This is a genomic window from Mariniplasma anaerobium, from assembly GCF_016865445.1.
GTDB classification, from domain to species: Bacteria; Bacillota_I; Bacilli_A; order Acholeplasmatales; family Acholeplasmataceae; genus Mariniplasma; species Mariniplasma anaerobium.
The window spans coordinates 1,609,789-1,622,847 of sequence record NZ_AP024412.1 but is presented as its reverse complement, the minus strand read 5'-3'; the positions used below and the strand labels follow the sequence as shown (position 1 = coordinate 1,622,847).

General features: G+C 28.3%; 10 protein-coding genes. 7 read left to right on the top strand and 3 right to left on the bottom strand.

The window, feature by feature from the left end:
- Positions 1-93 precede the first annotated feature (93 nt).
- Together glnA and MPAN_RS07765 are read left to right on the top strand one after the other, a co-directional pair.
- Complete coding sequence (glnA, locus tag MPAN_RS07770) at positions 94-1,527, top strand: type I glutamate--ammonia ligase (RefSeq protein WP_176239279.1); 1,434 nt, start codon at positions 94-96, stop codon at positions 1,525-1,527.
- A gap of 16 nt (positions 1,528-1,543) precedes the next feature.
- Entirely contained in the window at positions 1,544-2,668 is a 1,125-nt protein-coding gene (locus MPAN_RS07765) for a M20 metallopeptidase family protein (protein ID WP_176239278.1), read from the top strand.
- A gap of 51 nt (positions 2,669-2,719) precedes the next feature.
- Here MPAN_RS07765 and MPAN_RS07760 read toward each other — a convergent pair whose 3' ends face one another.
- Genes MPAN_RS07760 through MPAN_RS07750 form a run of 3 tightly spaced genes read right to left on the bottom strand, consistent with a single transcriptional unit; the run spans position 2,720 to position 6,224 of the window.
- Positions 2,720-3,880 (bottom strand): 3-phosphoglycerate dehydrogenase, encoded by a 1,161-nt coding sequence (locus tag MPAN_RS07760; protein ID WP_176239277.1) that lies wholly within the window; start codon positions 3,878-3,880, stop codon positions 2,720-2,722.
- 8 nt (positions 3,881-3,888) lie between these two features.
- Positions 3,889-4,974 carry a 3-phosphoserine/phosphohydroxythreonine transaminase gene (gene serC / locus MPAN_RS07755; protein WP_176239276.1) on the bottom strand — a complete coding sequence of 362 codons (1,086 nt, stop codon included), beginning with the start codon at positions 4,972-4,974 and terminating at the stop codon, positions 3,889-3,891.
- Positions 4,971-6,224, bottom strand: a complete 1,254-nt coding sequence (locus MPAN_RS07750) for a DUF1015 domain-containing protein (protein WP_176239275.1) — start codon at positions 6,222-6,224, stop codon at positions 4,971-4,973. Before MPAN_RS07750 ends, serC begins: the two co-directional genes overlap by 4 nt.
- Positions 6,225-6,453: 229 nt before the next feature.
- Between MPAN_RS07750 and MPAN_RS07745 the strand changes: the two genes are divergently transcribed.
- From MPAN_RS07745 to MPAN_RS07725, 5 genes are all read left to right on the top strand, one after another.
- Positions 6,454-7,704: an MFS transporter gene (locus MPAN_RS07745; RefSeq protein WP_176239274.1), complete on the top strand. Its 1,251-nt coding sequence runs from the start codon at positions 6,454-6,456 to the stop codon at positions 7,702-7,704.
- Positions 7,705-7,840: 136 nt separating this feature from the next.
- On the top strand, positions 7,841-8,692 hold the full coding sequence (locus MPAN_RS07740; protein WP_176239273.1) for a DegV family protein: 852 nt from the start codon (positions 7,841-7,843) through the stop codon (positions 8,690-8,692).
- Between the two features lie 111 nt (positions 8,693-8,803).
- The gene (locus MPAN_RS07735) at positions 8,804-9,634 is read left to right on the top strand and encodes an MBL fold metallo-hydrolase (protein WP_176239272.1); all 831 of its coding nucleotides are present in this window, start codon (positions 8,804-8,806) and stop codon (positions 9,632-9,634) included.
- Between the two features lie 121 nt (positions 9,635-9,755).
- Positions 9,756-10,436 carry an ABC transporter ATP-binding protein gene (locus tag MPAN_RS07730; protein WP_176239271.1) on the top strand — a complete coding sequence of 227 codons (681 nt, stop codon included), beginning with the start codon at positions 9,756-9,758 and terminating at the stop codon, positions 10,434-10,436.
- Positions 10,417-12,933 carry an ABC transporter permease family protein gene (locus tag MPAN_RS07725; RefSeq protein WP_176239270.1) on the top strand — a complete coding sequence of 839 codons (2,517 nt, stop codon included), beginning with the start codon at positions 10,417-10,419 and terminating at the stop codon, positions 12,931-12,933. The genes MPAN_RS07730 and MPAN_RS07725 overlap by 20 nt, the downstream gene beginning before the upstream one ends.
- The last annotated feature ends 126 nt before the right edge of the window (positions 12,934-13,059 follow it).

The window sequence follows — 13,059 nt, the reverse complement described above, 5'->3', positions numbered from 1 at the left end:
TATAAAAAAACTAATATTTTTTAAAGATATAATCATTGGCAGATGATTGTATCTATGGACTCAAAAAAAATAAGTAAATCTTTGGAGGAAAATATGTTTAATAATGTCGATGAAATGATTAGCTATGTAGAAAAAAAAGAAGTAAAAGTTATTGATTTTAAAGTTACAGATTTAATAGGAGTATGGCGTAGAGTATCAATTACTAGCCAAAAACTTAATGAAGATATCATGAAAAAAGGTATTGGCTTTGATGCGTCTTCATATGGGTTTTCTACTGTTGAAAAATCTGATATGATGATGGTTCCAGATGTTAAAACATGCTATTTAGATCCAACTGCAAAAGTTAAGACTTTAACTTGTATAGCAGATATATATCAAATTAAGAACCAGACATTTTCAAGATTTGAAGATGATCCAAGATACATCGCACAAAAAGCTGAAAAATATATTTTAGATAGTGGCTATATGGATGAAATCTTATTAGGACCAGAATTTGAGTTCTATGTTTTAGATCACATATCATATGAAAATAAAAACGAACATATGGAAGTTAAAATAGATAGTAATCAAGCTGAATGGAACATGGGAAAAAGCGATGTTCAAAATTTAGGAAATAAAGTTGGCAATCATAAAGGATATCATATAGATTCTCCACTAGATGCAAGCTACGATTTTAGAACCGATGTTGTTATTGCTGCTGAAGAAATTGATATACCTATTAAATATCATCATGGAGAAAATGGTGGTCCAGGACAAGTAGAAATAGAAGTAGAGTTTGCGTCTATCGTTGAAATGGCAGATCGAACTATGAAATTAAAACATCTTTTAAAAAATATGGCGAAAGATCAACAAAAAGTTATTACTTTTTTACCAAAACCATTTTCAAATGAATGTGGATCAGGCATGCATGTTCATATTCAAGTGAAAAAAGACCAAAAATTTATAATGTTTGATGAAAAAGGATATTCTAAATTATCTAAAATCGCACATTATATGATGGGTGGTTTATTAAAGCACGCAAGAAGCTTAACTGCGCTAACCAATCCAACAACGAATTCATATAAAAGACTTATTCCTGGATTTGAAGCACCTGTAAGCATCGCTTATGCGACAGCTAACAGAAGCTCAATTATTCGTATTCCTGGATATACATTAGATGAATCTGAAAAGAGATTTGAATATAGATCTCCTGACGCAATGAGTAATCCATATTTAGTATATGCAGCGCTTATGATGGCGGCTATTGATGGTATTGAAAATAAAATTGATCCATCTAAATTAGGATATGGACCATATGATGTTAATTTATATGAACTACCAGAAGAAAAAAGAAATAAAATTGGATCTTTGCCTAAAGATTTATTAGAATCTATTGAAGCCATTAATAATGATTATGAATATTTAACAAAACAAGGTATTTTTACAAAATCAATGATTGATTCTCATAATGTAAAACTAAGAAAAGATCATGAGGCACTAGCTAAATTACCGCATCCTTATGAATTTGAATTATACTTTAATAGATAAAAAAAAGAGGGATATTATGAATGATCGACTAAAAAAATACAGATGTGATCTACATCAAATACCAGAATTACAATTTGATTTATTTAAAACATCTGATTATATCAAACAAGAATTATTAAAAATGAAATATGAAATATATCCTACTGCAAAAACTGGATGGATTGCCTATAAAAAAGGCAAAAAAGAAACTTCAATCGCTTTTAGGTCTGATATGGATGGACTACCTGTTACAGAAAAATCTGATCATCCTAATCCTTCTAAGCATATAGGCAATATGCATGCATGTGGACATGATGGTCATATGGCAATGTTATTAGGATTTGCTTATGCAATAAAAGATATATCATTATTAAATGAATCTATTGTCTTAATCTTTCAACCTGCAGAAGAATTTCCTGGAGGTGCGAAAATCATTATTGAAGAAGGCATGTTAGATAAGTTTAAGGTTAAAAAGATTTTCGGAATTCATCTATATCCAAATTTAGAAGAATCTAAATATGGCATAGTTAAAGGCCCTATGATGGCAAGAAATGGAGAATTCAATTTAACATTAAGTGGAAAATCTGCACATGGTGCACAACCTCATTTGGCACATGATGCAATTGTAGCATCAAGCTTTTTAATTTCACAATTTCATTCAATTGTTTCAAGAAACATTGATCCATTTGATCAAAGTGTGTTAACTGTTGGAACGATACATGGTGGAGAAGCTAGAAATATTATTGCTCAAGATGTTAAGATCTCTGGAACGATAAGAGCATTTAAAGATGAAGTATACATGGATATTAAAAAACGCATGAATGAAATTATTGAAGGTATTAAAATTGGGTTTAACGTAGATATTAATTATGAGATGATAGATTTTTATCCAGTTGTTTATAATGATGAAACTATTGTCGATCATATCTTGAATTATTTAGAAAAAGAAAATTATGAATTCATAAAACCGATGATGTTTGCAGAAGATTTTGCATTCTATCAACAAAAAGTCCCTGGCATGTTTACCATGCTAGGAACAAGAAATGAAGAAAAGGGATATACACATCCACTTCATAGTTGTTATTTTAACTTTGATGAAAAAGTTTTAATCAAAGGTGTTGAACTATATTTAGAAATTGCGAAATCGTATAATTTAATATAAAAATAAAAAAGTAGTTCGTTATAATTGAACTACTTTTTTTATACTTTTTATTTAGATAACTCTAACATGTGTAATCTCTTTATGAGCTTTTAGATCTAATATAAGTTTAGAATCAACTAAATCATCAATGTCTAAAACGATAACACCATATTCTCGTTTAAAAGCTTGATAAGCATGACAAACATTTGGAGCTTCTCCAATAACATCAGATATAATTGTTTCTCTCATATCTGTTTGTGAATGATAAAGAATAATTAATCTTGATTTACATAATTTTTTAGTGAGCTCAATATCTGGATAGTTTACACTATTTCTAATAATACCAAGTTCTAAATAATCTTTAATTTCTTCAGCGGCCATTGCTGCACAATTTTCTTCAGCTTCAGCTGTTGATGCGCCTAGATGAGGAATTGCAATAACATGTTCCATATTTGCTGTTTTATAATTTGGAAAGTCAGTAACATAAGCTTTTATTTTACCTGAAGTTAAAAAATCTTCTAAGTCATCATCATTTACTAATTGATCTCTTGAAAAGTTTAGAAGAACAACTCCATCTTTCATGTGTTGCATCACTTTTTTATCAATGATATGTTTTGTATGATCATTTAAAGGTAAATGAAGACTAATAAAATCAGCAGATGCATAGATTTCTTCATTAGAATCAGCAATTTTCATAGATTCAGGAAGAATTTCTCCTTTAATCACATTTAAATCTCTATCATAACCTAATACGTTCATACCTAATGCAGCACAAGATTTAGCAAGTTTGAATCCAATAGCACCTAAACCGATAATACCTATGGTCTTACCAAGTATTTCAGTTCCAGCAAATGCTTTCTTAGCTTTTTCGATAGATTTTTGAATATCAGTATCTTCTTTATTTTCACTAACCCATGTTAACCCTAAATTAATATGTCTACTTGCGATTAACATACCAGCAAGAGTTAGTTCTTTAACTGCGTTAGCATTTGCTCCAGGTGTATTAAAAACAACAACACCTTCATTTGCATATCTTTCTAGAGGAATATTATTAACACCAGCACCAGCTCTTGCTATTGCAAGAACAGAAGAAGGAAGGTCTAGTTCATGCATTTTATAACTACGAACTAATAATGCGTCAGCTTGTTCAATATTTTCTACAATTTTATAATGATCAGGAAATGTTTCTAATCCTGACTTTGATATATTATTTAAACAATGAATCTTATACATCTAATCACCTACTTTAAATTTTCTTTTTCAAATATTTTCATATAGTCAACTAAAGCTTTTATACCATCTACAGGCATTGCATTATACATAGAGGCTCTCATACCACCTATAGAACGATGACCTTTAATATTAACTATATCGTAATTTTTAGCATTGCTAATGAATTTAGCATCTAATTCAGGATCATTTGTTTTAAAACAAACATTCATAATAGATCTTGAATTTTTTTCTACTGTACCAAAGAATAATTTACTTTGATCTAGATAATCATATAAAAGAGCTGCTTTTTCTTCATTAATTTTATTGATTGCTTTTATACCACCTAAATTGAGTAACCATTGAAATGTTTTTCCACATAAATAGATACCATAAGTTGGTGGAGTATTATACATAGATCCTTTTGAAGCATGAATATCATATCTTAACATAGTAGGAGTATTAACAGGCATATCTTCACGTATTAAATCTTCTCTAATAATAACGACTGTAATTCCTGCTGGACCTATATTTTTTTGTGCACCTGCATAAAGTAAGCCAAATTTAGATACATCTATTTCTTCAGATAATATACAAGAAGAAATATCTGAAACTAAAACCTTACCTTTTGTATTTGGCAAGTGATGAAATTTTGTACCATAAATTGTATTATTGTCACACATATGAACATAATCAGCATCATCAGATATCTTTAAATCAGATACATCTGGAATATAAGAAAACATTTTATCTTCTGAAGAAGCAATGATATTTACTTTACCAAATTTTTTAGCTTCAGCAGCTGCTTTTTTAGCCCATGCTCCAGTTACAATATAATCAGCAACGCCTTTTTTCATAAGATTCATAGGGATCATTGAAAACTGTAATGATGCTCCACCTTGTAAGAATAGCACTTTATAGTTATCAGGAATATTCATCAATGTTCTTAAATCTTTTTGAGCATCATCAATGATTTTTTGAAACATAGGTGTTCTATGGCTCATTTCCATAACTGACATACCATTATTTTGGTAGTCTAGCATTTCAGATGCTGCATCTTTTAATACTGCTTCAGGAAGGACTCCTGGACCAGCTGAAAAATTATAAACTCTTTTCATTTTTTTCTCCTTTTTTGTGAAAGATTTATATTTTTAATAAATCTAGATTCTAAATAATATCTTTTAGCAGTAGCGCTACCCATAGAAAATGATTTTCTTGGAAGCACTTTGCCTAATTGAACAAATGGAAATAAATCTTTTTTATCTAATACAGGCATATGAATGCCTAAACTATGTTGATGTTTATCACAAATACTAATTAACTCATCATCACCGTGAATATAATCAATTGTCATATCTTTATGATCAATTAAATATTGATCGATAAAGTTTTGAATTTGTTCATATGCTAAAGCTGTGCTTTTTGGAATAAAAAAAGGTTTTTTTCCAGATTCTTTTGTATAGATCCAAGATTTGACATCTTGATCAACAGCTTTTTGTAAATTATCGATAAAATCTTTATCAACATTGAACAATACACGGTTAATACCTTCAAAGTTTAAACCCTTATCATAAATGTTAACAACCTCTACTAAAGCAAATCTAGCTGGGTGATTTTTAATTTCTTTTTTAGAGAGTGTAGCTTTTAATTCGTTCCAGTGTGTTTTTGCAGTTGCAAGTGAATGATTTCCATCACCTACAATAAATAAAATAGGATCATTAGGGTCGGCTATTAAGCTATAAAAATCATTTATAATGGGCTTACAATCCTTAATTTGATAACCTGTGATATGTCCACCTTCCATATTTAAATCAAAATCATAAACAATATTAAATTGATTTCTTTTATCAAATAAATTTTCAAGGATATTAAGTTTATCATCATTTGCAAGCAACATAACATGGGTTAATTCTAAAGGTGCATGTTTTCTAATATGTACTCTAGGTGGAATTCTTGATAAGATAGTCTTTTCTGTGGTTCTAATAAACGGTTTAGCATCTAAATTGAAATCATAATACTCTAAGTCAATAGAGAGCATTAGACCTAATCTTGTTTTTCCATCTAACGTTTTTCTTTCAACTAAAATCATAGAAGGTCCAATATTTTTAAAGACACCACTATTTATAAAATGATGCATATTGATATTGATATATTTGATAGTATCTTCAGTCATAGATTCTAAAAAGACTTCAGGTAAAATCATATCATAGGTTGAAGGTTCTATACCTATACGATTTTTTAAATGTTCCCAGTACTCTGGTTGACTTGTGAATTGATCACATGCGACAACTGACCATTTTTCATAGTTGATATTATCATTGGGGAGTAAAATGTCCTTTATAGCAATTGGTTTTTCCTTTAAGCGCATATAAATAAAACCCCTTTTCTTTTAGGATATTTTTAAGATTAAAAACTGATAAAAAAAATAATCATTCATAAAATATATTTTTTAGGAATCAAATAGGTATTTAAATGTATAAATTGAATTTTGTTTCCAAAATAATTTTAACATGAAAGCGCTTTTATTACAACCTGGTTTATAATCTTTATTTATAAATAGTGCTATAATAAAAGTAACGTAAATTTAGGAGATCATAATGGAACATTTAGAACAGCACAAAAAGCAAATAACTAAATTTGGATTTTATGGATTATTAAAAAATTTAAGATTTTTTGAGCCCTATATCATTATTTATTTCTTATTAGCAGATTTAAATCTTTTTCATATTGGTTTACTATTTTCAATTCGAGAGATTATTATCTATCTATTTGAAATACCATCTGGAGTGATTGCAGATAGATATGGCAAGAAAACAGAACTTGTCATATGCTTTTTCTTTTATCTAGCTTCATTTTTAATGTTTTTCTTTGCGACTGAGTTTTATATGTTTGCTTTAGCCATGGGGCTATATGCTCTAGGAGAAGCATTTAGATCAGGCACGCATAAGTCTATGATTATGGCATATATTGACAGACATGAAATAAAAGTCTCTAAAACGAAGATATACGGGCTTACACGTTCATATTCTTTAATAGGATCAATGATCGCAAGTATCGTTTCTATAGGACTTATTTTATGGCTACCAGAAATTAAATATCTATTCTTAATTGCGATGATTCCTTATACATTAGATTTATTATTAGTATTAAGTTATCCAAATTACTTAAATGATAGAAAAGATGTTAAGTTTTCATATGGCTCATTTTTAAAACATTCTCTTGAAGGTATTAAATATACACTAACAAAAGGTAAAGTAAGAGGTGCTATCTTAAATTCTGCTTCATATCAAGCTACATTTAAGTCTATAAAAGATTATATTCAACCAATATTAATTACAGTTTCTTTAACTTTTGTATTATTCTCATCATTAAGTGAAGACGATAACACAAAAGTATATATTGGTTTAATTTATGCAGTTATATATTTAATTAGCGCTATTTCTAGTAAAAATGCATATAAAGTTAAAAGGTTTGGTCATACGCAACGTATCATTTCTTTTATGTGGTTTTTAACTGGTCTTTCTATGATTGCTTTAAGTATATTTATTAATTCTATATGGGTTGTATTTGTTGTGTTCTTATCTCTATATATTATGATGAATATCAGAAGACCTTTAATGGTAGAGACTATTGGAGATGTCAGTGATCCAGATAAAAGAGCAACAGTTTTAAGTGTCGAATCACAAATGACATCACTTTTAATTGCTATATTTGCACCATTGATTGGGCTGCTTGCTGAATATTCAATGAGTTTATTATTTATGAGTTTTGGTATATTCATGTTTTTCATATTTATTGTGTCAATTTTAAATGAAAAGAAAAATGTGAAAAACAACACAGTTATTTAAATGACGTTTGAAATTTTATTGCACCAAACCGTAATTGAAACAATTCTGAAATCTTTATGGTAATATTAGGTATAACTTAAGTAGTTTATGGGTTTATACATATAAAAGTATTAACAAATAAGGAGAAAATTATTTTATGAAAACAGCCGTATTAACAGACTCTGGTTCTAATTTACCTCAAGAGTTTATTAAAAAGCATACAAATTTGTATGTTGTGCCATTGATGATTATTGTTGATGGAAAAAGTTATAGAGATCAAATAGAAATCACTGCTAAACAAGTATATGAACAAATTGATGAAAAAGAAATGTCAACAAGTTTACCTGAAACAAGTGATTTACAAAAAACGATCGAACAAATTAAAAAAGATGGATATACTGATTTATTAGTAGTAAATATCTCATCAGGGTTATCAGGAACTTACAATTCATTTAGAGTTGAGTTAGAAGCAACCAAAGGGTTAAACATCACTCAATATGACACGAAAACCATTGGAGCTGGTCAAGGATATTTAGTAGAACAAGCTTTAGAACTTGTTGAACAAAATGTTCCAACCAAAGATATTATTAAAGCTCTTGATAAACAACGCTATGAAGATTCACTAGCTATTTATACAATTAGCACACTTAAGTATTTAAAAAAAGGTGGTCGAATTGGTAAAGTAGAAGGTACGATTGGAGATTTGCTTCATTTAAAACCAGTTATTAGTGTAAATGATGATGGTGTTTATGTTACTTTAGCTAAAGCTTTTGGCGTAAAAAGATCATTAATGAACATGAAGACTTTATTTGTTGAAAAGTTTAAAAACTTTAAAATGGATTTAACAGTGCATTATGGAACTGGTAGAGAAAAAGCAGAAGAATTAGCAGAAATGTTAAAAAAAGTTCTAAATGTTAGAACTCTTACACTATCTCCATTAACTCCTGTATTAGGTATTCATACAGGACCAGAATTCTTTTCCTATGTGGGAAGAATCGTAGAAAAATAAATATTAAAACAAAACTCCTTAAAACAAGTGTTTAAGGAGTTTTTTTATGTATTATTTGATTTTAGTGTTAAGATAAAGTAAAGAGACTATTTTTAAAGAAGAGGCATTGTAATGAATATATTTTGTTTAATTGAAGATACCCAAATTGATCATAAGTTTGGAGCTGAACATGGGGTAAGCTTTTATATTGAAACTAAACAGCATAAGGTGTTATTTGATGTAGGACAAAGCTCACTTTTTATATCAAATGCGATTCATGCCAATATTGATTTAAGTTTAGTAGATACGCTAGTTATATCACACGGTCATTATGACCATGGTGGGGGATTGAAAGATTTTTTAAGAATCAATAAGCACGCAAAGATCTATGTACAAGAAACTATTTTTAATGAATTTTACTCAATGAGAAAACTTGATGAATATACATTTATTGGCCTTGATCCAGAGTTGTTTGATGAAAAAAGATTTATTAAATTAAAAGGTGATTTTAAGATAGATGATGAGTTAATGATTATCGCAGATATAAAAAATCACTCATTTTTCCCAAATAGTAACCACACGATGTTTAAAAAAGATAAAGATGAGTATGTGTTAGATGATTTTACACATGAACATAATTTATTAGTTACTGAGGGGCAAAAGGTTTGTTTATTTGCAGGATGCGGACATAAAGGTATTTTAAATATCATTGATCAAGCCCAAAAACATTTAACTCCAAAAAGAATTTCACATGTATTTGGTGGATTTCATTTAAAAAGTAGATTTGAAGCATATCAAGAATCAAGTGAACATATCGATCAAATAGCAATGATTATGAAAAAGAAGCATATCGATATGTATTACACAGGGCATTGTACAGGATCAGTTGCATATGACCAAATGAAAAAAATATTAGATACACGACTAGCATATTTCCATCCAGGCACTAAGATTGAATTATAAATTACAAGCAAAGCTATTATAAGCTTTGCTTATTTTTTTTAATTTATCAGTTGTATAGTGTTTAAAAGATAAGTCATTTGTGATAGACTTAAATTAATCAAATGGAAGCTAGGTATTTTTTATGCCACAAATTAAAGTATCTTCTTTAAAAAAATCTTATAAAAATGCAAAATTGGTTACCGAAGTTTTACGAGGTATCGATTTTGATGTCAATGAATCTGAATTTATCTCTATTGTTGGACCATCGGGCTCAGGAAAATCTACATTACTTTATGTTTTAAGTGGTTTAGAGTCTTATGATCAAGGAGAAATCTATATTTTTGATAAGCTTTTAACTGATTATACGGATAGTCAAAAAGCTAAGTTAAGAAGTCAAGATATCGGATTTGTTTTTCAATTTTATAATTTAATGCCTAATCTAACAACCTATGAAAATGTACTATTAGCTTCAGTTTTAGGTAGCCAAAAAACTAAACAAGAAGTTATGGATACACTGGATATCGTAGGCATGAAAGACTATAAAGACTATTATCCTGCGCAATTATCTGGTGGTATGCAACAAAAAGTAGCAATTGCTAGATGTTTAATCAATGATCCTAAAATTATATTTGCCGATGAGCCAATAGGAAATCTTGATTACGAAAGCGGCAAAAAAATCATGGAACTATTTAAAACACTTAACCAAACTTATCATAAGACCATTTTAATGGTTACACATAATCTAGAATCAACATCATATGGTCAAAGAACCTTGCATATGCTTGATGGAAAGGTGATTGATGATGAAAAAAAGTCTAAATAGACTTTTATTTGCTTGGCGTTATGCTATCAAAAACTTTATCTTTAATCCAATGAGATCATTTTTATTAACCGTAGGGTTTTTAGGAATTTTTGTTGTCGTTATATTAGCATTTTCAATGAACGAATTTTTTAATACTTACTATATGAATAAATTAGAAGAGAAATATCAATCATTTGATTTGATGATGAATGTAAGTGCAAGCGGAGATGCTCGCTTTTTTTCTATATCACAAATGAATTTGAATGAAGATTTAAATGAAATGATTGAAGATAAAGCAGTGTTTTTTGAGTTTGATGTTTTATTAGAAACACAATTAGAAGATAGAGTATACGTTCATGTCTTTTCATCTAGTGAAGAAGATTTCTCTAAAATTTCAAATGTAGGTGATCCTAATTTCCAATTAGAAGAAGATGAAATGATTATTACTTCCTCATTTGCAAAGTTATATGATTTAGAAATCAATGACGAAGTTTCCTTATTTGCAAAATCATCTGAAAAAAGTTTTGTAATCATAGATATTATTGAAGATGGTCATTTGTTTATAGAAAATAGCATATTCATAGATAAAGATGAGTCTATATCCTTCTTTTTATCATCCTTGAGTCCATCTTTAGAAACCCTGCCATCAATACTCCTTAAAAACATATATAATTCAGTTTATGTAGATATCAATCCAGATTATACGTATGAGCAAGTACTAGATCAAATCCAGAGCATATCGCAGTATGAAAATCTAGAAATCAATGAAACAATTGATCAAAAAACAATTGACCAATTCGTTTCAAGAAATATATCTGTTTTTTCAATGATGCTTAGTGTCGTTTTTGTATCTATTTTATTTGTTTTACAAACAACACTTTTGGTTTATTTCAATGAAAAGAAAGGTGTGTTCTCACAAGTTAATATATTGGGTGGAAAGAAACAGTTTTCTCTAGGATTAGTTGTGATAGAGATGTTGCTATTCTTTATGATTTCATTTATATTAGCTATTTTAACTACAAATATAATATTAGATTATGGCATACATTATTTAAATGGAAATCTTGTATATGATATTAAGTTTTTAAGCATTTTATATGCTTTCATTACAGTCTTTGTATTAACAGGTGTCATGGTCTTTTATTACTTTAAATCATTTTATCAAGTCTCTGATATCAATCATTTAAAAGAACAAGGCGTGGAAGTGAGATTTAGTTTTAAGAAAAAATTTATCATCTTAGCATCTTCGCTTATAGGATATTTATTATTAGAAATTAGTTTTATTAATCAATTATTAATAGGCTATGGTGTGGTTATTAAAATTGTTTTAGCAATCGTATTTATGTTTGCATTAACAGCTATATTATTAAGATTACTTATGCTATATTTGGATAAAAGAAAAAACAAGAACGTTTTGTTTTATCATTTTTCAATGCTATTATCAAAAAAAGCATTTAAACACTATGCTTCAGTTATATTAATTGCATTTTTGACTATTATGTTATTAGTTTTTGCTAATGGCTATATGGTTCAAAGAGCAAGTAGCTATGAAAATGCATATCAAACAGATTTTATCCTGACGCATATCGTTAGTAATTATGATGAGGTGTATGAAGAAATTAATCAATTAGAAAATGTAGAACATGCAGAAAGAATTGGTTTATTTGATAGTGTTTATGTTACGAGATATGAACAAACTATTGGACAGTTGATTTCTATAAATCATACGCAAATCAAGTATTTCTTTAATCTAGAGATTGAACTATCTGCACTTGATAATTTTATCGAAGATCCAGATTTAAAAATCATTTTACCAGATCGATATGAAAAGTTATATGATTTAGAAATAGGAGATCAAATTCTTATATATGTTAATCCAACATATGAAGAACTCAGTTTTGAGATTAGTGGGTTCTTTGAAAAGCAACTTGGTGATTTAGCATTTACCAATATGCATTTTGTTTATGATGATGAAGATGTATATCAAAGTATTCTTGTTAATGCCAGTAATGATAAAACTTTATTAAGAGAACAACTTTTAGATCTATATAGTGATCAAATGATACGAATTTTGGATGTTAATCAAACATTAACTAATATTTTATTTGAGATGAGAAGAGTAACGGTTTATATTACGTTTATTTTATCTTTAATTATAGGTTGTTTTATCATTGCGATGATGAATCATGCACATCTTTTATTCATACAAGTTAAATCAAATTATATTAGACTTTTTGTGATTGGATATTCAAAGAAGAAAATGATTATCACTTTAATTAAAGAAGGCATACTTTTATTATGTGTATTTTTCATAACATCTACTATAGGTTACATTGCAGTTGCAAGTAATTTTGCAGATTTAGGAGTTCTATTTGGTGAGTATGAACCTATTAAATTTAGTGTGACACCTATATTATATGGAAGTATCATAATTACATTAGTATTTGGTATACAATATGCAATCTATATATATCAAGTTTTGCATATTAGAGTATCTGAGGTTATAAAAGCCTATTAAGCTTATGTAAAGAAAATATTATGGGGTTCAAATGAATTGCTATTTTTATTACGAAGTAATATAATAAATATATCTTTACAATTAATTTTGTTTTTTCACATTTCTAAAAAATGTTTTATATAAAAA